Source organism: Streptomyces thermodiastaticus, from assembly GCF_014656135.1.
Lineage (GTDB): Bacteria > Actinomycetota > Actinomycetes > Streptomycetales > Streptomycetaceae > Streptomyces > Streptomyces thermodiastaticus.
In genome coordinates this window covers 57,215-77,015 of the sequence record NZ_BNBV01000017.1, presented here as the reverse complement: position 1 = coordinate 77,015, position 19,801 = coordinate 57,215, and the positions used below count along the sequence as shown (strand labels likewise).

The window sequence follows — 19,801 nt, the reverse complement described above, 5'->3', positions numbered from 1 at the left end:
GGCCCGGTGCCGGATGTGCGGGCGGCGAGGAGCGTCCGCGTCACCCCTTGCCCATGGCCTTGCGCGCGGCGTCCTTGGCGCGGTCCATCAGAGCGGCGAGGGGACCGAGCGCCACGTTGGCCCCGGCGGACTCGACACCGGGGTGCGGGCGGGTGGGTGCGATGGCCTCGGCGGCCTTGACGGCCCGGGCCATGGCGGCGAGAGCGTCGGCGTCGGCGTGCCGGCGGATGTGGGTGAACTCGTAGCGCTCCTCCGCCCGTGCGTGCTGCTGCACCGCGGTGCGCAGCCTGCGCAGTTCCGGCAGGAAACGCTGGTCGTCGATGTCCATCTCGTCCAGTGCGGAGAGGGTCTCCTTGGCCTCCTTCTCCTCGGCGAGTCGGTCCTTGACGACGCCCTCGCCGCCCGGCACGGAACGGCGGGCCCACGGGTGGACGACCTCCTCCTCGGCGGTCTCGTGCACGGCCAGCAGCCGTACCAGGCGGCGGAAGGCGTCGCGGCGTTCCTCGCCCGAAGTCTGCTCGACCTCGTCGAAGAGGTTGCGGATGTCGCCGTGCTGGCGGATCAGCAGGGCCACCACATCGGTGTCGGCGGCCCGGTCGTCACCGGCGTGCGGGGTGTAGGTGTCGGACATCGCTGCTCCCCCTCAGATCTCGCGCATCGCGGGGTCGGGGTGCTCGCCCTCCGACACCACCCGGTACTCCCGGCCGAACATGTCGTCGTGTTCGGCCATGACACGGTCGCTGGGGGGTGCCTCGCCGCCGTGGATCTTCTCCTGCATCTTCTCGAACCGCTCGTGCGCGTCGCGCACATAGCCGGCGCCGAGGGTGGTCAGGTCCATCTGGGTGGCCAGCAGTTCCCGCAGATACTGCTTGTTCGGCTCGAAGGTGAGCACGTTCGGCAGCTCGGGAGCGAGGATCTCCTGCGGATCGCGGCCGTCGTGGCGGCGCATCAGGTCGCAGGCGGTGTGCAGGTGCTCCAGCTCCATGTTCAGGTGCAGCTCCCAGATGGCCTTCACCTTGGGATCGCTCTCCTGCTCCAAGAAGGAGTAGTACAGGTAGCACTCGTTGTACTCGTGGTTGACCAGCTGCTCCCACCAGGTCTCGCCCGGGTCGACGAGGGACTCGTAGTGAGTGACGTGCTCCTCCTCGATCAGACCGATCTCCTGGTAGAGCTGCCGGGCGATCGGCTCCATGTAGGTGGGGCCGGTGTTGATGTAGAAGTTCATGGTCTGCTGCTCGGCGGCCATGATGGTCAGCGCGTGCAGCTTCGACAGCGGATTGACCGTGGTGCGGTCGTAGGGGTCGCGGACGTTGTCGTAGGGGTCGCGGTGGTGGTACCGGGTGGGCCGGCCCGGCATGACCTCGGTGAGATTGTCGACGATCGACTCCGCCTTGCGGTGTTCGATCATCTCGTACAGGTTCGCGTACCGGTACAAGTGATCGAAGTCCTCCAGCACCCCGAACTGGTACGCCTGCTGCAGATACGGGTCGGGCTCCATGCGCGCCACCCAGGCCGTCAGGTCCACCGCGACCTGCTCGTAGGCGATCGTGGTCTCCAGCACCGATGACACACCCGGCAGCAGCCAGTTCACCGCCTTCTGCTGCTGCGCCTCGATGTACCGGGTGCGCGCGAGCTGGCGTTTGATCTCCGGGTCGTGGGTGTGGCGGGCGAGGTGGTGACTGAAGAGGACCGCCTCCACCTCGATGCCGTTCATCGTGATGATCCGGCAGCGGGTGTACGGGTCGCATCGGTCCGGGTCGATCGGTTCCACGTTCAGCTCACGCCAGTTGCGCAACTGGCGGTCCAGCGGGATGCCCCGCTGCTCCAGCGGATTGAAGGGCATGGAGGAGCGCTCCTCTCGTGATGTCGGCCGGCCTGGGTGCCCACGGGCCGGCACGGCCGCGGGCAGGGCACCTCCCGGTCATCTTTCGGTCGCCCCGGCGGCCCGGCCACCGCACACGCCCGATCGCCCGCCCACTTCCTCCGTTCGCGCGGCCCTGTGGGCTGTTCGGCCCCGCACGCGGCGGACGAGGAGGTATCTCCTTCCGGGTGAAACGGGCGCGGACCGGCCGCCGGGCCGTGCCGGGCACCCGCCGGGGGACGGCTCGCCGGCCACGGCCGGAAATCCGTCGCGCCCCGCCCGTCGGACCCGCTACGGTCACCGACGGGTACGCACCGTCGGGGGATCCGTCCACTGGGGCGTGCTCGGTGCAGCCGTCCCCGAGTGAAAGCAGGTGCTGTCCATGGCATGCCGTGTCAGCGAACTGGTCCTGGAATGCCGTGACCCCGAGGCCCTGGCCAGGTTCTGGTGCCAGGTCCTGGACTTCGTCGTGCTGGACCGGGAGGAGGGCGCGGTGGAGATCGGCCCGCGCGAGGGGTTCGGCGGCCCGCAGCCGACGATCGTCTTCAGCCGCAGCGAGTCGCCGCGGCCGGGCACGTCGCGGCTGCACATCGACGTCAACCCCACCGACCGTGACCAGGATGCCGAGCTGGAACGTCTGCTGAAGCTGGGGGCGCGCCCGGCCGACATCGGCCAGACCGGCGAGGAGCCCTGGCACGTCCTCGCCGATGTGGAGGGCAACGAGTTCTGCCTGCTGAGGTCCCGTATCGCCCCGGTGTGACGACGACGCGACGCGGCCTTGAGCATCGTGGCGCCCGCACCGGCGGTCGCCCGCCCGGGCGGGGCTCCGGCGCGTCGGGTGTGCGGATCGGCACGTCCGCGGTGCGCCTCGCGTAAGGAGTCAGGCATGTACGCCTCCGAGTGTCACGGCTCTGCGTGCCGGTGGCTGCCTCACCCCGGCGGTACCTGTCCGGCTCCGCGGCCCCGCCCTGCGGGGACCCGCCGGTGACCCGGGTGTTCCGGCGGCCCGCACGGGGGCGGCTGCTGCGTTTCGAGGGGTGGATCGCGGGCCTGGGCACGTCCTCCGGGACGCGTATCGTGCTCGGCCACTGGCAGCGGTCGCCGTACGGCCCGTTCAGCGACGTGATGCTGGAACGGCCCGACGGCGAGCGGCTGCTGCTGGCCCCCACCCGGCCGGTCGCCGAGTTCATCGCCGCCACCTACACCTTCGACACCGTGCGTGTCGCACCCGTGCGGGTCACGGTGGCGCACCGCACGTGGACGGTCGTCGCCGGGCCGCTGCGGCTGCGGTTCGTCACGCTGCGGCGCGGGCCGCTGGGCCTGTGTCTGCGGGCGGTGCCCGGCGTGCTCGCCCGGCAGCCCCTGTGGAGCGCGCTCACCGACCGGCCGGCCCGTCTGCTGCTGCCCGGCGTACGGACCCGGGGCAGCGCCGGCGGAGGACGCCGTGAGTGGTACGGCACCCGGGATCTGCGGCCCGTGCGTCTGGTCTCGGCGTCGTTCGACGGCACCGATCTCGGCGCCCCGGCACGGGTGCGGCCGCCCGTGCATTTCGGATTCGGGTCGGTGCCGGCGAAGCCTTCGCTGGTCCGTGTCACGACGACGGTGGCGCTCGGGCTCGAGTGACGCACGCGGCAGGTCTCCCGTCGTTCCCGGGGGCCTCGATGCCCGGGTCGCGCAGCGGGCCTCATGCTCACGACTGCGTGCCGTCACCACCGCGGCCGCCCGGTTCCGGGAGGCCGCGGGGGCGGGGATGCCGCCGGCGGATCTGCGCGCACCCACGACCCTGGCTCTGTGAAGCGGGCGGCGCGGGCTTCCCGCGGGTTGCCGTCGGAGCGTCAGGGCCGGACACGTCCAGACGTCGCAGGGTCTCCTGCCGCCAGGCCTCGGTCTTTGCGACCTCGTTGAAGGTGAAGACGTGGAACGTGCTCAGCGGGCTCGTGGGCGAGTCGACGTCACGGCGCAGCCCGTTCATGATCCGGTCGGAGTTGTAGCCGCCCGGTACGAAGAAGCGGTACAGCAAGTCGCGCTGCTTGCGCAGGAAGCGGGCCGAGTTGCCGATGCCGATGTTCGCCGTGACCCGCAGCAGCTTCTCGCGGCTGACCGCGCCGGGGATGCCCACGCGGACCGGCAGGGTGATCCCGCTGCGGGACAGGGCGTCGGCCCACCGGGAGATCGCGCCGGGCGAGAAGCAGATCTGCGTGACGATGTAGTCGGCGTAGGCGGCCTTTTCGGCAAGGGCGCGGCTGAGCGCCTCGTCGTCGATCAGGGCGTGTCCTTCGGGGTAGCCGCCGATGCCCACGGCGTCGAACTCGAAACCGATGTCACGTATGTCCCGCAGCAGTGACAGGGCGTCGCCGTAGGGGCCGGCCTGCTGAGCGTCTCCGCCGACGACGAAGACCGAGTTCACCGGCGAGTCGGCGAGCCGTGCCCCGATCTCCTTCAGCTCCGCCTGGCCCGGCACCATGCGCGCGGCCAGGTGCGGCGTCACGGAGTATCCCTTTTCCGCGAGCGCGATGGCGAGGTCCACGGTGGTGCTGATCGTCTTCCCCGGGGACGCCGTGACCGACAGCGGGACGGAGGTCGGGACGAACGAGGTCACCTTGTCGACGGTGGACTTGAACGGCAGGACCTCGTAGCCCATGGTCCTGAGGGCCTGCGCGTAACCCGCGCGTGCGGTCGGCGATGTCTCATCGACACTCACGGAAATCCTCCTGGAGGCGGTAGAGGCCGGGGGCCGGGGCGAGGGTACGGCCTCGCCCCGGCCCCCCACATGATCAGGCCATCGGCGAGCGGGTGGTCACCGTGGCACGCGCCCGGATTAGGGTGTGCGGTGCGGTCGAGGGCCGCGAGGCCCCGCCGTCCGCCTCGCCCCGGAGGATCCCGGCCTGCTTGCGGTCGGCCGCGGCGTCCCTGTCGAGCCGGGCGAGGACGACGACCTCACCGATGTCTACGGTGGAGCCGTGCAGCAGGGCGGTGCCGATGCGGCGGTCGCCGTCGTGCACGGCGTCGAACTCGACCTTCGACGTCGGCAGCGCGCGGTGGAGCCGACCGTCGTACGGTCAGGCTCCACCGCTCCTCGGTATGTGTCCGAGAGGTATGTGTCTCAGGCGTAGGCGGGGATGTTGTGTGCCGCCCAGTCGGCAAGAGCGCGGGCGCACTCCCCCACGGTCTCCCGCCAGGTCCTGGCGGCCGACTCGTCGGCGTCGTCGCTGACGTGCTTGACGATGCGTATCGGCACTTTGGCCCTGTGCGCGGCCGCCGCCAGGGCGTAGCCCTCCATGTCGACCAGCGACGCGTGCTCGGCCAGGCGCAGCCGGTCGGCTTCGTCGGCTATGAAGGAGTCCCCGGTGGCCAGGACGGTTCCGTCCGGGTCGCCTGTCGTCAGGGGCGCGCCGTAGGTTTCGCCGGTCAGGGTGCGCAGGGTGTCGCTGTCCAGGTCGTGCTGCACGACCGTACCGACGAGGTGTGTCCCGTGCCAGCCGGGGCGCAGCGCACCTGCGGTACCGAGGTTCACGACCTCGCTGGGCAACGGTCCACCAGCCAGTGCCGCGGCGAGGGCGGTCGCGGCGTTGACCTTGCCCATGCCGGTCAGCAGGACGGGCAGGGTCGTGTCGAGGTGCTGCGCCTCTTCCGCGACCGCCAGAACGAGCAGGGGACGGTCACTGGTGATGTTTCCCGTGAGTTGCATGTGGCCAGGGTACGGGGGTGGCGGAGGGCCGCTGTCCGTGGGAGGGGAAGCACAGGCGACTGGGTGCGGGAAGCGGCGGCACGGACAGTTCGACCGCATGCCCAGGTGCCTCGTGGAGCGTGAACGCCACGGCCGTGTCAGCGGGCAAAGGTGCGCCGGTAGGCGGTGGGGGTGGTGTCGAGGCTGCGCCGGAAGTGCAGGCGCAGGTTCGCCGCGGTACCGAGACCGCAGGCCCTGGCCACCTGCTCCACCGAGTCGTCCGTGGTCTCCAGCAGTTCGCGCGCTTTGCCGAGGCGGGCGCTCAGCAGCCACTGCAGGGGCGTGGTTCCTGTCTCCGCGGCGAAGCGCCGCATGAAGGTGCGGGGTGAGACACCCGCGTGCCGGGCGAGCATGCGCAGGGTGATGGGCTCGTCGAGGTGGTGCAGCGCCCAGTCCCGGGTCTCGGAGAGGGACGTCTGCCCCGCCGTGGTGACCGGCGCCGGTATGTACTGAGCCTGCCCGCCGTCGCGGTGGGGCGCGGCCACCAGACCGCGGGCGATGCGGTTCGCCACGGCCGCCCCCAGGTCACGCCGCACGAGGTGCAGGCACAGATCGATGCCGCAGCACACTCCGGCCGAGGTGAGCACGTCCCCCTCGTCGACGTAGAGCACGTCGCGTTCGAGCGTGACGGACGGGAAGTCGCGTGCGAGCTCGTCGATGTGCAGCCAGTGGGTCGTGGCCCGCAGGCCGTCCAGAATGCCCGCCGCGGCCAGCACGAAGGCTCCCGTGCAGATCGACACCACGCGCCCGCCCCGCTCACGTGTCTCGACCAGGGCGTCGAGCACCTCGTCCGGCGGTGTGGCCGGCGGATCGCCGCCCGGCTCGTATCCCGGGACGATCACGGTGTCGGCGGTGCGCACCCGGTCCAGGCCGCCCCCGGTCGTCAGGGAGAAGCCACCGCTGGTCGCCACCATGTCGCCGAGCCCGCACACGGTGGTCTCGTACGGGGTCTCCGGGCGGGTCTTGAAGATCTGCGCGGGGATCGACAGGTCGAGCGGCGTCACACCGTCCAGAGCGAGGATCGCGACACGGTGTTCCGGTGCGGCAGACATGGCAATATTCTAACGACACTCGGCAATGTTGCCTCTCACCTGGTCAAAGGCGTGGGTGCCAGCCTGGTGGACATGACGGAACCCATCCCCGGCCAGGTGGACCCCGAGGTGGCCACCGGCCTGATCGCACTGCCGGGCACGCCCCTGACCGATGCTGTCGTCCAGCTCGTCGAGCCGGCGCTCTCGCCCTCCCTGTTCAACCACAGCATGCGCACCTACCTGTTCGCTCGCCTCGTGGCGGCACACCTCCGGCTGAGCGCCGGCCAGGACTACGACGACGAGCTGCTGTTCACTGCATGTGCGATGCACGACATGGGCGTGGCCGCGGACGGCCCGCACACCCAGCGGTTCGAGGTCGAGGGCGCCGACCGGGCCGCCGCGTTCCTCGTCGGACACGGACGGTCCGCGGCGGACGCCGACGAGGTCTGGCAGGCCATCGCCCTGCACACCTCCTCGGGGATCGCGGAGCGCCGCGGCACGCTGTGCCTGCTCGTCCGCGAGGGCGTCGCGCTGGACTTCGGCGGACCGATGGGCAACACCTACGCCGACGCCCTCGGTGACGCACAGGCCGGCATCGTCCACGCCGCCTATCCGCGGCTGGACATGATCCGCACCCTCACCGACGCGATCGTCGCGCAAGCCGCCAAGAGCCCGAAGAACGCCCCGCGTTACTCGGTCCCCGGTGAGTTTCTGCGTGAGAGGCAGACCTACGGCCGGACCCGGATGGAGCACGCCTTCCGCTCCTCCCGGTGGGGCAACTGACCCGCGCCGTCCGGTCCGCCGACGCCGTGGACCCGAAGCAACAGACACCAGAGAACAGGACGGATCACCACCATGGCCATCCATCACATAGAGGTCCCCGACGGGTCACCGGTCTTCGGTGACACCACGAGCGCCTTCGCACGTTTCGGTCACGCTCCAGCGGTCCGTGCGAACGGGCTGCTGTTCATCTCCGGGCAGATCGGCCGCCGCCCCGACGGCGTCCCCGGAGAGACCGCCGAGGAGCAGACCGAACTCGCCCTGCGGCGCCTGGAGGAGATCCTTCGCCTGGAGAACCTCACCTTCGCCGACCTGGTCGACGTGACGAGCTACCACGTCGGCATCCGGGAGAACATGGCCGGCTTCCTCGCCGCCAAGCAGCGCCTCGTCAAGGCTCCCCATCCCGCTTGGACGATCATCGGCGTCAGCGGCCTCGCCAGCCCCGAAATCCTCGTCGAGATCCAGGCGACCGCCGCCTACCCCGGCCACTGAGGGCGTCGGTGAAACCGCTGAGGGGCCCGGGGTCCGCGGTCACGCACGCCCCGGGCCCCTCGGCACTGGCCTGGGGTGCCGCGGCAGCACGACGCCGTTGCCCGGCGTCGACGGGTGTGCCGACGGAGCCGGGCCGATGCCGCGGGCGATGCGAGCGGTTCGTGTGCGCGGTGCGCTGCGGCTGAAGGGTCCTGCTCGTCGACGACCGCCCGCAGTGCGCCGCCAGGCCGTGTCCGGAGCGTCCCGTCTGCCGGCGGGTGCTCAGGCACGCACGAGCCGCAGCACCTCGTCGCGCAGCGCCCGCACGGTCTGCGCGTCGCGGGCCTCGACGTTGAGGCGGAGAAGCGGCTCGGTGTTGGACGGGCGCAGGTTGAACCACCCGTCGGGGCCGCTGACGGTCAGGCCGTCCAGGTCGTCGACCGTGACGCCGGGGCGGTCCTGCCAGGCCGCGCGGACGGCGGCGAGCCGTGCCGTCGGGTCGTCGACGGAGGAGTTGATCTCTCCGGAGGCGGCGTACCGGGTGAAGCGGCGGGTGAGAGCCGACAACGGCTCCTGCTGCGCGCCGAGTTCGGCCAGGACGTGCAGGGCCGCGAGCATGCCGGTGTCGGCGTTCCAGAAGTCGGCGAAGTAGTAGTGCGCGGAGTGCTCTCCGCCGAACACGGCGCCGGTGCGGGCCATCTCGGCCTTGATGAAGGAGTGGCCGACGCGGGTGCGCACGGGGGTGCCGCCGGCCTCGCGGATGATCTCCGGTACGGCGCGTGAGGTGATCAGGTTGTGCAGGACGGTGGCGCCCGGCCGGCGGCGCAGTTCGCGCAGGGCGACGAGTGCGGTGATCGCGGAGGGGGACACGGGTTCCCCGCGTTCGTCGACGACGAAGCACCGGTCGGCGTCCCCGTCGAAGGCGAGCCCGAGGTCGGCGCCCTCCGCCCGGACGCGCTGCTGGAGGTCCACGATGTTCGCCGGGTCGAGCGGGTTGGCCTCGTGGTTCGGGAAGGTGCCGTCCAGCTCGAAGTACAGGGGCACGATGTCCAGCGGCAGGCCGGCCAGGACGGTGGGCACGGTGTGGCCCGCCATGCCGTTGCCCGCGTCGACGACGACCTTGAGCGGGCGGATGCCGGTCAGGTCCACGAGGGTACGCAGGTGGGCGGCGTAGTCGGGCAGGGTGTCGCGGTGGGTGACCGTGCCGGTGCGTGCGGCGGGCGCGGGCGGTCCGCCGGCGTCGGTCCACTGCTCGGCGAGGGTGCGGATGTCCGCCAGTCCGCTGTCCTGGCCGATGGGCACGGCTCCGGCCCGGCACATCTTGATGCCGTTGTAGCGGGCCGGGTTGTGGGAGGCGGTGAACATGGCACCCGGCAGGCCGAGTGCGCCGGAGGCGTAGTACAGCTGGTCGGTGGAGCACAGGCCGGTGGCGACGACATCCGCGCCCTGGGCCGTGGCTCCGCGTGCGAAGGCTCGTGCCAGGTCCGGGGAGGAGGCCCGCATGTCGTGACCGGTGACGAGCGCGTGTGCGCCGGTGATCTGGACGAACGCGGCCCCGAACAGTTCAGCCGTGCCGGCGTCCCACTGGTCGGGCACGGTGCCGCGCACGTCGTAGGCCTTGACGAGGGCGGACAGGTCGGTGCGCGGGGCGCGGTCATCGGGGGCGGTCATGGCTGTCTCTTTCGTGATGCTGTGCAGCGGGCGTGTCCGCCAGCCACAGGGCGGTGTCGGGCGGCAGCCGGTCGCCGTCGGTGGGCCCGCTGGCCAGGACGGGGCGGCCCGTCAGGCCGAGGGCGGTCCAGCGCAGGGGCCGTTCGCCGAGGTTGACGACGCAGGTCAGCCTGCCGCGGCGGAAGGCGAGATGGTTGTCGCCGGGAGCCGAGTACCAGTGGGGCGGGGCCGTCGGATCGGGCGCGGGGTGGGCGCGCCGCAGCCGGAGGGCGGCGCGGTACAGGGCGAGGGTCGAGTCGGGGTCCTGACTCTGGGCGGACACGGTGTGCGGGGCCCAGCCGTCGGGTTGCGGCAGCCAGGTGTCGTCGGGACCGGCCGTGGTGAAGCCGTACGGGGGACGGTCGCCGGACCAGGGCAGGGGCACCCGGGAGCCGTCGCGGCCCCGGTCGGTGTGTCCGGAACGTTCCCACAGCGGGTCACGGATGCGGTCGTCGGGGACGCGGGCCTGCGGCAGGCCGAGTTCCTCGCCCTGGTAGACGTAGGCGGAGCCGGGCAGCGCGAGCATGAGCAGGGCGGCTGCCCGGGCCCTCGCGGCCGAGCCGAGGCGGGTGACCGGGCGGACCGCGTCATGGCTGGACAGCAGCCAGGTGACTGCTCCCCCGCCCGGCGCGGACAGGGACGTGTCGATGACCTCACGCAGCGCCACCGCATCCCAAGGTGCCTCCAGAAACGCGAAGTTGAACGCCTGGTGCATCTCATCGGGGCGGGTGTACCGGGCGAGCCGGGCCGGGTCGAACACGGCGGCCTCGGCGACCATCACCCGCTCCCTGGGCGGCGCCGCGCCGGGCGGTGCCGGATGGGTGTCCAGCAGGGTGCGCCACTCGCGGTACAGCGGGTGCAGTTCCTCCTGGTCGTAGTACGGCATGAGGTGGTTGCGCAGCGGGTCGGTGTGCTGCCCGGGTCCGGCGTCGGGCAGGCCTTCGGCCTTGAACAGGGCGTGGGCGACGTCGACGCGGAAGCCGTCCACACCCCGGTCCAGCCAGTGCCGCAGGATGCCGGCGAAGGACGAACGCACCTGCGGATCGCGCCAGTTGAGGTCGGGTTGTTCGGGAGCGTGGAGGTGGCAGTACCACTCGCCGTCGGCCACCCGGGTCCAGGCGGGGCCGCCGAACGCCGACTGCCAGTCGTTGGGCGGCAGTTCGCCGTTGCGGCCGCGTCCGGGCCGGAACAGGTAGCGCGCCCGTTCCGGCGATCCGGGCCCGGCCTTCAAGGCCTGCTGGAACCAGGGGTGCTGGTCGGAGGTGTGGTTGGGTACGAGGTCGACGATGAGCTTCAGGCCGAGGGCGTGGGCACGAGCGGCCAGCCGGTCGAAGTCCGCGTCCGTACCGAGGTCGGCGGCGACACCGGTGTGGTCGCTGATGTCGTAGCCGCCGTCGGCCAGCGGCGACGGGTAGAACGGCGTGATCCATACGGCGTCGGCGCCCAACTCGGCGATGTGGTCGAGCCGTCCGGCGGCTCCCGCGAGGTCTCCGATGCCGTCGCCGTCGAAGTCCGCGAAGGCGCGCGGGTACAGCTCGTAGCACACCGCGTCCTGCCACCAGCTCACGCCGGCTCCTTCGTGCGGAAGCCGGGCACGGTCTGTTCGGCGCCGGTGTCGGCGGCCAGCGTGGCGGCCTCGGCGACGGCGACGGAGGTGAGGCCGGCGAGCGCACCGGCGACCGGGGTGCCGCCATCGCGGGCGACACGGAGCAGATCGGCGGCGGCCGCCCGCACGCTCTCCCGGTAGACGTACGGTTTGCGCGCCTCGCCGCCGAGATCGAGCACGGCGCGCACCCGGTGCGGCACGGCGCGCAGCTCACCGCGTCCGCGCGCCGGGTCGGGGCTTGCGGCATTGCGTTCCACGGTGACGGTGACGCGCTCGCCGCCGTGCGGGCGGAAGCCGTCCACGTGCAGCAGGGCGCCGGTCCGCTCGGGCAGCCGCTCCCAGGCGCGGGCGCCTTCGTCGTCGGTCCAGACCGTGATCTCGGCGTGGACCGGGATCCAGCCCTCGATCCTGGTTTCGGCGAAGCCGTGGTCCAGGCGCATCAGCTGGCGTTCGCAGCGGTGGGCGTGGGTGAAGGAGTGGAGGTGGGAGGCGAGGACACCGCCCGGGTGAAGCACGTCCGCGCTGACCATGTCGACGAGGTCGCCGCCGGGCCGGCGCACGGCGGTCGCGCGCACGCTGACCGGGTCGGAGCCCAGCAGGGCGCGCGCCGCGTCGAAGAAGTGCACGCCGTGCTCGACGAAGATGCCGCCGCTGTGCTCGCGGTCCCAGAACCAGTGGTCCGGGCCGAGGTCCTCGTCGGAGGCGTCGTTCTCGAACAGGAAGCGGCACGGGCGCGCCAGCAGTCCTTCGCCGGTGAGGCGTTCCACGGCCCGCAGCAGCGGGTTGTAGCGCAGCACATGGTCGACGACGAGGGCCCGGCCCGACCGCTCGGCCTCGCCGGCCACGGCGGCGGCGTCCCGCGCCGTGGTGGCCAGCGGCTTCTCGCACAGCACGTGGCGGCCGGCGCGCAGTGCCGCGGTGGCCATCGCGGCGTGCGCGGCCGGCGGGGCGGCGATGGCCACCACGTCCACGTCCTCGCGGGCGAGCAGGTCGTCCAGGCCGGCGAGGGCGAGGACGGCGTGGCGCTGTCCGAGTGCCCTGGCCCGCTCCGGGTCTGGGTCCGCGACGGCGACCGGGCGCAGTCCCGGCAGGCCGGCCACGGCGTCCAGGAGGAACGCGCCGAAGCCGCCGCAGCCGACGAGGCCGAGACCGAGGGGGGTGGTCGCCCCGGTCATGCGGTGCGCTCCAGCAGGGCGACACCGATGTGGGCGTCGGCCATGCCGTAGAACACGTACAGCCGGCCGTCGATCGCCTCGATGGCGGTCGGGAAGACGACGTTGGGGACCGTGCCGGCCCGCTCCTGCTCGGTCTCGGGCGCCATCAGCGGCTCCTCGGTGCGGGCGAGGACCTTCGCGGGGTCGGCCGGGTCGAGGAGCATGGCGCCGGCCGCGTAGGAGACCCGCTGGTTCTGCTCGAAGGGGTCCTCGATGTGCCCGGAGACACCGTGGTGCAGCAGCAGCCAGCCCTCGGGTACGCGGATGGGGGCGGGGCCGGCGCCGATCTTCAGCGCCTCCCACGGGTGTGCGGACAGGGCGACGAGCCGGTGGTCGCGCGGCCGGGTCAGGGCCCGGATGTCGGCCTGCGCCTCGGCGACGGGGACGTAGGAGATCCAGATGCCGGGCCGTTCGTCGTCGAGGCCGGCGGGCAGGTGGACGCCTTCGCCGGGCCGGAACCAGCCCAGGTCCCACATCGGGCGGTGCAGCATGGCGTAGGCGGGTTCGCCGTCGGGTCCGGGCACCGGCTCGGGGAAGTGGACGACGTCCTTGTTCGGGAAGAGGTTCAGGTCGGTGTCGAGGTCGGGCTGGTAGGCGAACTGGACGGGGCCGAGCCGGGTCCAGTCGGTGAGGTTGTCGGAGACGGCGAGGGCCGGCTTGGGGCCGAGCGGGCCGTAGGCGACGTACGACATGACGTGCTTGCCGAGGGAGGGGATCCAGGTGATGCGCGGGTCCTCCACGCCGGCGTTGTTCTTGCCGCGTTCCCAGCCGGCGTCGGGCGCGAGGACGACGCCGCGCCGCTCCACACCGCTGGGGACGCCGTCGGTGAAGGTGACCTCGGCGAGGCCGACGCGGGAGACATTGCCCTCGGCGACGAGGCGGGGCAGCAGGTGCAGGCGGCCGTCGGGGGTGCGTCCGGAGGCGGGGTTGAGGACGCCTTCCGCCTCGTTCGGTTCGCCGGGCAGCGGCGACATGACCACACCCTTGCGAACCAGGCGGTAGGGGATGCGCGCAGCGGCGCCGGTGGTGCTCATGAAGGGAATCAGCCCTTTACTCCGGAGTCGATGTCGGTCGAGGTGAAGTGGCGTTGGAACAGAAGGAACAGCGCCACCGCGGGGGCGGCCAGCACACAGGCGCCGGCCAGCAGGGCCCCGGTCGGGTTGGGGACCGTGCCCTGAAGATTGGACAGGAAGCTCGCCAGGGAGACGGCCAGCGGCTGCATGCCGGCGTCCTTGGTGACCAGGAACGGCCACAGGAACTCGTTCCACGGACCGATGAAGGTCAGCAGCATCGCGGTGAGCACGGCCGGGCGTGCCATGGGCAGCGCGACCTGCCATAGGATGCGCAGCTCGCTCGCCCCGTCGAGGCGGGCGGCCTCGAACAGGGACCGCGGCATCTGCAGGAAGAACTGCCGGAACAGGAAGACGGCCGTGGAGTTGACCGCGAACGGCAGGATCATGCCGAGGTAGCTGTCGCCGAGACCGTAGTCGCGGACCACCAGGACGTACAGCGGCAGGGTCAGCAGCTGGAACGGCACCGTCTGCACCAGCAGCAGCGTGGCGAACACAGTACCGCGTCCGCGGAAGTGCAGCTGGGCCAGGGCGTATCCGGCGAGCAGGCCGAAGACCAGGGTGCACAGCAGGACACCGATGGTCACGATCCCGGAGTTCAGCAGGGAACGCCCGAGCGAGATGGCGCCGTTGACGGCGGTGTAGTTGGAGCCGGTGATCCCGCGGGGCACGGCGGAGGACAGGTCTCCGGTGGTCGTCTTCCGCAGGGAGCCGACGAGCATGTAGAAGAAGGGGAACAGGAAGGCGACCGCGCCGAGGGCGAGCAGCAGGTAGGTGACGGCCGTCGCCCAGGGGTTGCGGCGGCGGGCCGTGCGGGGCCCGTCCGCGGTGTGCCCGGGGGTGCCGCTCGGGGCGGGGGTGGAGACGCTCATGTCAGTTGCCCCTCTCGGTGAGCTTGCGGGCCGCCAGCGAGATCACCAGGACGAAGCAGACCAGCACCACGCCGAGCGCGGCGGCGAAGTCCGGGTGTCCCTGCTCGATGCCCTTCTGGTACATCAGCAGCACGGGCGAGACGGAGGCGTGGTCGGGTCCACCGCCGCCGGTCAGCAGGTAGGGCTCGCTGAACAGGTTGGCGCCGGTGATGATCGCGTAGATGACGACGAGGGTGGTCGCCGGCCGTACCCCGGGCACGGTGACCGAGAAGAACTGCCGGATGCGGCCCGCCCCGTCGACCGCGGCGGCCTCGTACAGCTCCTTGCTGACGTTCTGCAGGGCGGCGAGGTACAGCATCACGAAAAAGCCGAGCTGCTTCCAGGTGACGAAAAACGCGATCATCGGCATCGCAAGGTGCGAGTTGACCAGCCACGAGGGGTCCGGCGCCAGCGAGCCGAGGGCGTGGTTGACGAATCCGTCCGTGCCGAACAGGAACTGCCAGACCGCGACCAGGGCGACACTCGCCGTGATGTACGGCAGGTAGTAGGCGGCGCGGAAGAAGCTACGGAAACGTATCTTCGCGTTGAGCGCGGAGGCCAGCACCAGCGAAAGGATCACCGTGAGGGGCACGTTGATCACGAGGAAGACCGCGATGTTCACGAAGGCGCGGCCCACCACCGGATCGGTGAACACGTCCCGGTAGTTCGCCAGCCCCACCCACGGGGCGTCGACGTGGGTGCCGGGGGCGGTGAAGTAGAAGCGGTGGACGGAGATCCACACCGTGTACACCAGTGGAACGGCGAACACGGCGAACACGAACAGCACGTACGGCGAGACGAACAGCATGCCGGTCAGGGAGCGGATCCGGCCGAGGCGGGCGGCCGCGCCCTTGCGGGAGGTGCGACCGCCGTCGGCGGTGGGGGTGAGGTGTGTCATGCCGGGTCCCCGTACTCGTCGAGCAGCTTGCCGATCCTGTCGGAGGCCTTGCGCAGCGCGGTGCCGGTGGACTCCTCGCCGAAGACGACGGACTTGGTCCACGCGTCACGGAAGGCCTGCCAGATGTCGATGGATCCCGGCACGTTGGGAACCTCGACGATGTGCTCGGCCTGCAGGGCGAACGGCTTGTAGAGCGGGTGCTTCGCGAAGAAGTCCGGGTAGCTCGCGAGCAGGTTCTCGCGCAGGGGCATCTGCCCGGTCTCGTCGAGGAATGCCTCGTCCTGCTGCCCGGAGGTGGCGAACTTCAGCAGGTCCCAGGCGGTGGCCCGGTTGCGGCAGGCGCTGAACATGGCCACCGACTTCTCGTCGCTGAAGGAGTAGGTGTCCTGCGGCGGCGTGCCGTGAGAGGTGGGCACCGGGACCACCCCGATGTCGACGCTGTCCTTGTAGGCGGCGACGGCCCACGGACCGACGGTGGCCATGGCGGCCTTCCCGTCGTTGAGCGCGTCACCCGGGTACGTCTCCTGCGGGGCGAGCTTCTCGGCGTACAGGGTGCGCCAGAACGCGGCGGCCTTGCGGCCGGCCGGCGAGTCGAACTGCGGCGTGCCGTTCTCGACGAGCTGCTTGCCGCCGCTCTCCGCGGCGAAGGCCGGGTAGAAGTCGAACCAGGACTGGAAGAACTCGCTGCTGGGCGCCGGCCAGATCGCGGCCTTGGCGGCGCCGCTGTGCACCAGGGTGCGGGCGGTCTCCAGGAACTGGTCGTAGGTCGCCAGCCGGGGGTGCTCCGGATCGAGCCCGGCCTGTTCGAAGATCTTCTTGTTGTAGAGGATCATCACCGGGTTGCTCTTCCACGGCAGCTGGTAGAACGTGCCGTCCGGGGAGCGGTACTGGTCGGTGAGGGCGCCGCCGCGCGCCGTGATGTAGGCGTCGCCGTCGGGGAAGTCGCTGAGCGGCACGAGGCCGTTCTGCTTCTGGAAGGTCGGCACCGACGCCGGTGAGGTGTTGAAGACCAGGCACGCGGTGCTGCCCGCGATGATCGAGGCGCTGATGGCCTCCTCGGAGGTCTTGCCCGCGGGGATCTGCTGGGCTGTGACGTGCTCGTCGGGGTGGCGTTCGTTCCAGGCGGCGATCATCTTCTTCCCCCAGGCCACCTCCTGGGCGTTGTTCGACAGCCACACCGTGATGGGACCGCGGCTCGATGCGGCGACCTCGGCATCCGGGGCCGCCCGGCCGCACGCCGTCGCGGCACCCGCGACGGCGAGGACCAGCAGTGTGTACGCCGTTCTCCTCAGCATGAAGATCTCCGTACTGTGCACACCCGGCCTCGTCGCCGGGCGGAACATCGGTGCCACGCCCTCGGGCGTGGTCCCCGTCCTCAGGGACGGGGCGCCGGGCCGATCGAGGCACGGGGGACGAACTCGGCCGGCGGCAGCACCACATGTGCCACCTCCTCACCGGCGAGGACCCCGTCCAGGGCCCGTGCCGCCGCCTGTCCCCAGGCCCGCGCATCGGCACGGGCGGAGGACAGCGGCGGATGGGTGTAGCGGGTGAGCGGCGTGTCGTCGTAGCCGATCACCGACAGGCGTTCCGGTACCGGAACACCGAGTTCTTGGGCCACGGACAGACCCGCCGTGGCGGCCAGGTCGTTGCCGTAGACGATCGCGGTGGGCGGCTCGGCCAGGCCCAGCAGTTCGCGGGTGGCCCGCGCACCGCCCTCTGCGGTGAACCCCCCCGGGAGCACGGGGCCCACCGGCAGTCCGAGGTCGCGCAGGGTTTCTTCCCAGGCCATGCGGCGCCGGTGTGCGTGGCGGAAGGTCCGGGGGCCTTCGACGTGTGCGATACGGCGGTGGCCGAGTTCGGCCAGGCGGCGTACCGCCGCGACGTAGGCGGGACGGTCGTCCAGGCTCACCGAGGTCAGCCCGTCGCCCCACTCGCTCTGGCCGACCACGACCGCCGGCAGCCCGAGCCGGCGCACCAGGCCCGGGCGGGGGTCGTCGTGGCGCAGGTCGGTCAGCAGCACTCCGTCCACCCGGCGGTCCGCGGCGAGCCGTTCGTAGACGGCCTGCTCCCGGTCCGGGGTGGTGACGTGCACCATGAGCCCGTCGCCCCGCTCGCCGAGGGCCGCCTCGACCCCCGCGATGAACGCCGGGAAGAACGGGTCGGCCCCGATGTCCTCCGGTTCACGGGTGAGCACCAGCCCGAAGGCTCCCGCCTTGCCCAGGGACAGGGCGCGGGCGGGACGGCTCGGCTTCCAGCCCAGTTCCGCGGCCGCGGCGAGGATGCGCTGCTTGGTCTCCTCGGCGATCCCCGGACGGTTGTTCAGCGCGAAGGAGACGGACGTGCGTGAGACACCTGCGAGCCGCGCGACATCGGCGATGGTGGGCTGCTTGCGGACCATGACGCAATTCCGTTCTCCGCGGGCCCGAGGAGGCCGCACGGCCGTTCAAACCGGTTTAGGCGACCGGATCGACGTCTACTGAACCGGTTCACCCGGAGGGCGTCAATGGCTGGATGCGTGTGCTCTGCGTCACAAGCGGAGACAGATGGTCCGCATACGGTCCCCTCCTCCGCTGCCGTGACACCTGCCGGAGCCCTTCCGCACGTCGCCCGAGCAGCCACCGCCGCACCCGCACCGCAGCGGGTGTGACCAGCCCGTTCGCCGATGCCCGCGCACCTGGTTCCGGATGCCGGCGGGTGGGTGCAGCACACCCACGCCCCGGCGTGCGACAGCGCCTAGCGTGGTGTGCGCGAGGCGGGACCGCGATGCCCGCACCGCGCCGGCGCCGTCCGCCCAGCTCCGCCCGACAACGCTCCTCCGCGTCCGAGAAAGCCGAGAAAGCTCCGCGACCATGATTCTTCCGTTCGACGAGGCCGGCCAGGGACAGCCGGTCGTCCTGCTGCACGCCCGGCCCACCGACCGCACCATGTGGCGGGCCCATCTCCCGCTGCTCGCCGCAGCCGGCGTCCGGGCCGTCGCACCGGACCTGCCGGGCCACGGCGACGCCGCCACACCCCGGCACGACGAGGCGGCCCCGTGGGCCGATGTCCCCCGGACATCTCGCCCCGCTGGAACGCCCCGAGGCCTTCTGCGCGCTGCTGCTGGATTTCATGCGCCGCCTTCCCGCCGAACAGTTTCCCAGCCACGCCTGAACCGGCTCCGCCCGGCCAGAGGAAGACCGGCCGTTCCGGGTGAAGAAAGCCGGGCGAAGAAAGATGGTGAAGAGTGCCGGATACAGAAAGCCGGACGAAGAGAGCTGGACGAGGAAGCCGGACGAAGAGAGCTGGAGAAGAACGCCGGATGAAGTAGGAAAGCACACAACGACGACGACTGTCTTCGTGGCCTACCCCTCGACCGGCGCGCCCTACCGCTTCGATCGTGACTACTACGTCTCCCGTCACCTCCCACTGTTCGCAGGACCGGGGAGCCGTACGGCCTTGAATCGATCACCGCACTGTTCCCGCCGGACGGCGGGACCACCGTGGCCGCCGCGGTGTGCGAGTTCCGTGACGAGGATTCCGCGAGAGCGTCGTTCGGCGCACCGGAGAGCGGGGGGGGTGATGCGTGACGTCGGCCGTTACTCCGACCTCTCCCCCGTCCAACTGCTCAATGCTCCCTTGGGGTCGGATTCCGGCGCACCGCACTCCTGAGCCGAGCTTCACCCCCTCGACGATCCGCACCCGTGAGCAGCCTCCTGCGGGTAGCTTGAGAAAAGGCCGCCGACGCCGACGGCCACCAGGGATTGCTCTGTCGTCGCCCTTGTGAACGGGATACGGATGCCGACCGAAAAGCCTGGAGAGGAAACCGACACCGCAGATCTTCCGGCACGGCTGCGGCACGTCTACTGGATCGGGGGTGGAAGCGGCGCGGGCAAGTCGACGGTCGCGCGCCGCCTGGCCGACCGTCACGGCTGGGGTCTGTATGCGACCGATGACGTGATGCACGAGCACGCACGGCGGACCACCCGCGAAGAGGCGCCGCTGCTGCACGAGTTCATGGCCATGGACATGGACGAGCGGTGGGTGAACCGGAGTCCCGAGGTCATGCTCGAAACCTTCCCCTGGTTCCACGGCGAGGCCTTCGGACTGATCGTCCAGGACCTTCTTCGCCTGCCGGCGAAGCCGTGCACCGTCGTCGAGGGATTCCGGCTGCTGCCCCGCCTCGTCGAGCCTCTGCTCGCCGCGCCCGAGCGTGCCGTCTGGCTGCTCCCCACACCCGCTTTCCGCCAGGCGGTCTTCGACCGTCGTTCGGCTTCAGGGGAAGGGTTCGTCCGGAAGACCAGCAACCCTTCACGGGCGGCCCGCAACCTCGCCGAACGCGACCGCATGTTCACCGAACGCGTCGAGAAGGAAGCCGGACGCCTCCGACTGCGCACCGTGCTGGTCGAGACGTCGATGACGGAGGACGACCTCGTCGAGCAGGTGAGCACGGCGTTCCGTCTGCGCCGGTACGGACGCCCGGCGACGTGACGTCCCGTGAGGGTCACAAGGGCCACACGGATGAGATAGAACGATCGGTTTGACA

Annotated in this window: 19 protein-coding genes and 1 pseudogene; 6 read left to right on the top strand and 14 right to left on the bottom strand. The window is 71.3% G+C overall.

Annotation, left to right across the window (positions count from 1 at the left end; genetic code table 11):
• Positions 1 to 40: 40 nt before the first annotated feature.
• Positions 41 to 631 carry a hemerythrin domain-containing protein gene (locus IE286_RS16810; RefSeq protein WP_189797559.1) on the bottom strand — a complete coding sequence of 197 codons (591 nt, stop codon included), beginning with the start codon at positions 629 to 631 and terminating at the stop codon, positions 41 to 43.
• A gap of 12 nt (positions 632 to 643) precedes the next feature.
• Positions 644 to 1,843, bottom strand: a complete 1,200-nt coding sequence (locus IE286_RS16805) for a hypothetical protein (RefSeq protein WP_189797558.1) — start codon at positions 1,841 to 1,843, stop codon at positions 644 to 646.
• A gap of 400 nt (positions 1,844 to 2,243) precedes the next feature.
• Here IE286_RS16805 and IE286_RS16800 point away from each other — a divergent pair, with 400 nt between their 5' ends.
• Positions 2,244 to 2,621 carry a VOC family protein gene (locus IE286_RS16800; protein WP_189797557.1) on the top strand — a complete coding sequence of 126 codons (378 nt, stop codon included), beginning with the start codon at positions 2,244 to 2,246 and terminating at the stop codon, positions 2,619 to 2,621.
• A gap of 224 nt (positions 2,622 to 2,845) precedes the next feature.
• Positions 2,846 to 3,484: a hypothetical protein gene (locus IE286_RS16795; RefSeq protein WP_229862973.1), complete on the top strand. Its 639-nt coding sequence runs from the start codon at positions 2,846 to 2,848 to the stop codon at positions 3,482 to 3,484.
• Between the two features lie 67 nt (positions 3,485 to 3,551).
• Here IE286_RS16795 and IE286_RS16790 read toward each other — a convergent pair whose 3' ends face one another.
• From IE286_RS16790 to IE286_RS16775, 4 genes are all read right to left on the bottom strand, one after another.
• On the bottom strand, positions 3,552 to 4,562 hold the full coding sequence (locus tag IE286_RS16790) for a methylenetetrahydrofolate reductase (RefSeq protein WP_229862971.1): 1,011 nt from the start codon (positions 4,560 to 4,562) through the stop codon (positions 3,552 to 3,554).
• A 73-nt stretch (positions 4,563 to 4,635) separates the two neighbouring features.
• The gene (locus IE286_RS16785; RefSeq protein ID WP_189797556.1) at positions 4,636 to 4,863 is read right to left on the bottom strand and encodes a hypothetical protein; all 228 of its coding nucleotides are present in this window, start codon (positions 4,861 to 4,863) and stop codon (positions 4,636 to 4,638) included.
• Between the two features lie 101 nt (positions 4,864 to 4,964).
• The gene (locus tag IE286_RS16780; protein ID WP_189797555.1) at positions 4,965 to 5,549 is read right to left on the bottom strand and encodes a nucleosidase; all 585 of its coding nucleotides are present in this window, start codon (positions 5,547 to 5,549) and stop codon (positions 4,965 to 4,967) included.
• A gap of 137 nt (positions 5,550 to 5,686) precedes the next feature.
• On the bottom strand, positions 5,687 to 6,640 hold the full coding sequence (locus IE286_RS16775; protein ID WP_189797554.1) for a GlxA family transcriptional regulator: 954 nt from the start codon (positions 6,638 to 6,640) through the stop codon (positions 5,687 to 5,689).
• A gap of 72 nt (positions 6,641 to 6,712) precedes the next feature.
• Here IE286_RS16775 and IE286_RS16770 point away from each other — a divergent pair, with 72 nt between their 5' ends.
• Both IE286_RS16770 and IE286_RS16765 read left to right on the top strand, forming a co-directional pair.
• On the top strand, positions 6,713 to 7,402 hold the full coding sequence (locus tag IE286_RS16770) for an HD domain-containing protein (RefSeq protein ID WP_189797553.1): 690 nt from the start codon (positions 6,713 to 6,715) through the stop codon (positions 7,400 to 7,402).
• A gap of 72 nt (positions 7,403 to 7,474) precedes the next feature.
• The gene (locus tag IE286_RS16765) at positions 7,475 to 7,891 is read left to right on the top strand and encodes a RidA family protein (protein ID WP_189797552.1); all 417 of its coding nucleotides are present in this window, start codon (positions 7,475 to 7,477) and stop codon (positions 7,889 to 7,891) included.
• 261 nt (positions 7,892 to 8,152) lie between these two features.
• On the opposite strand, the gene IE286_RS16760 is transcribed toward IE286_RS16765, so the two are convergent.
• From IE286_RS16760 to IE286_RS16725, 8 genes are all read right to left on the bottom strand, one after another.
• Positions 8,153 to 9,541, bottom strand: a complete 1,389-nt coding sequence (locus IE286_RS16760; protein WP_189797551.1) for a phosphomannomutase/phosphoglucomutase — start codon at positions 9,539 to 9,541, stop codon at positions 8,153 to 8,155.
• A complete protein-coding gene (locus IE286_RS16755; protein ID WP_189797550.1) occupies positions 9,525 to 11,147 on the bottom strand; it encodes a glycoside hydrolase family 13 protein in 1,623 nt (540 codons plus the stop codon). Before IE286_RS16755 ends, IE286_RS16760 begins: the two co-directional genes overlap by 17 nt.
• Positions 11,144 to 12,361 (bottom strand): Gfo/Idh/MocA family protein, encoded by a 1,218-nt coding sequence (locus tag IE286_RS16750; RefSeq protein ID WP_189797549.1) that lies wholly within the window; start codon positions 12,359 to 12,361, stop codon positions 11,144 to 11,146. The genes IE286_RS16755 and IE286_RS16750 overlap by 4 nt, the downstream gene beginning before the upstream one ends.
• The gene (locus tag IE286_RS16745; protein ID WP_189797548.1) at positions 12,358 to 13,434 is read right to left on the bottom strand and encodes a glycoside hydrolase family 130 protein; all 1,077 of its coding nucleotides are present in this window, start codon (positions 13,432 to 13,434) and stop codon (positions 12,358 to 12,360) included. Before IE286_RS16745 ends, IE286_RS16750 begins: the two co-directional genes overlap by 4 nt.
• Positions 13,435 to 13,442: 8 nt before the next feature.
• The gene (locus IE286_RS16740; RefSeq protein WP_189797547.1) at positions 13,443 to 14,342 is read right to left on the bottom strand and encodes a carbohydrate ABC transporter permease; all 900 of its coding nucleotides are present in this window, start codon (positions 14,340 to 14,342) and stop codon (positions 13,443 to 13,445) included.
• Position 14,343: 1 nt separating this feature from the next.
• On the bottom strand, positions 14,344 to 15,279 hold the full coding sequence (locus IE286_RS16735; protein WP_189797546.1) for a carbohydrate ABC transporter permease: 936 nt from the start codon (positions 15,277 to 15,279) through the stop codon (positions 14,344 to 14,346).
• Entirely contained in the window at positions 15,276 to 16,574 is a 1,299-nt protein-coding gene (locus IE286_RS16730) for an extracellular solute-binding protein (RefSeq protein WP_189797545.1), read from the bottom strand. Before IE286_RS16730 ends, IE286_RS16735 begins: the two co-directional genes overlap by 4 nt.
• Before the next feature lie 80 nt (positions 16,575 to 16,654).
• Positions 16,655 to 17,677 (bottom strand): LacI family DNA-binding transcriptional regulator, encoded by a 1,023-nt coding sequence (locus IE286_RS16725; RefSeq protein ID WP_189797544.1) that lies wholly within the window; start codon positions 17,675 to 17,677, stop codon positions 16,655 to 16,657.
• A 286-nt stretch (positions 17,678 to 17,963) separates the two neighbouring features.
• Between IE286_RS16725 and IE286_RS27920 the strand changes: the two are divergent.
• Both IE286_RS27920 and IE286_RS16715 read left to right on the top strand, forming a co-directional pair.
• Positions 17,964 to 18,266: pseudogene (locus IE286_RS27920) on the top strand (hypothetical protein); the annotation flags it as partial.
• A 787-nt stretch (positions 18,267 to 19,053) separates the two neighbouring features.
• Complete coding sequence (locus IE286_RS16715) at positions 19,054 to 19,746, top strand: P-loop NTPase family protein (protein WP_189797543.1); 693 nt, start codon at positions 19,054 to 19,056, stop codon at positions 19,744 to 19,746.
• Positions 19,747 to 19,801: the final 55 nt, after the last annotated feature.